Origin of the sequence: Kitasatospora griseola, from assembly GCF_014648555.1 — a bacterium.
Classification (GTDB): Bacteria; Actinomycetota; Actinomycetes; order Streptomycetales; family Streptomycetaceae; genus Kitasatospora; species Kitasatospora griseola.
Genome location: NZ_BMRI01000051.1, coordinates 933 through 1410 on the forward strand (window position 1 = coordinate 933; position 478 = coordinate 1410).

2 pseudogenes are annotated in these 478 nt (G+C 69.7%); both read right to left on the reverse strand.

What is annotated here, in order from left to right:
• Window positions 1-257: pseudogene (locus tag IEZ12_RS34670) on the reverse strand (transposase); the annotation flags it as partial.
• Window positions 236-442, reverse strand: a pseudogene (locus IEZ12_RS34675) (IS701 family transposase); the annotation flags it as partial. The pseudogenes IEZ12_RS34670 and IEZ12_RS34675, both read right to left, overlap by 22 nt.
• Window positions 443-478: the final 36 nt, after the last annotated feature.

Here is a 478-nt window from a genome sequence, read left to right on the forward strand (position 1 = left end):
CTCCGGGAGGAGTACGCCTTGTCGGCCACGACCCGGTCGGGCCTGGTCCTCGGCCGCCCGCTCCCGGGGCGCGGGACGCGGATCGCGTCGAGGACGGCGGGCAGCATCGTGCAGTCGGCGGTGTTGCCGGTGCTGAGGACGATCGACAGGGGCAGGCCGCGTCCGTCGACCGCCAGGTGGATCTTGGTGGTCAGCCCGCCCCGGGACCGGCCGAGCGCCTCGCGGCGCGCAACTGCTGCCGGATCATCCGATTCGTCCTCGGGCCGGTCTCCGCCACCGTCCAGCCGTTCTTGCGTTCCAAGGGCGCCAACAGCCCCCGCATGTACGCCAGCGCCGACTCCCGCGACTCACTCCGCGCGAACCGGCGAGCGAACCGCTCATGCAACTCTGCCAACCCGTCAGACCAACGACGAGCATCAGCCTCAGATATCTCCCCACCCATGAACAACACAACGAACGAACCCAACAGCCGTCACCA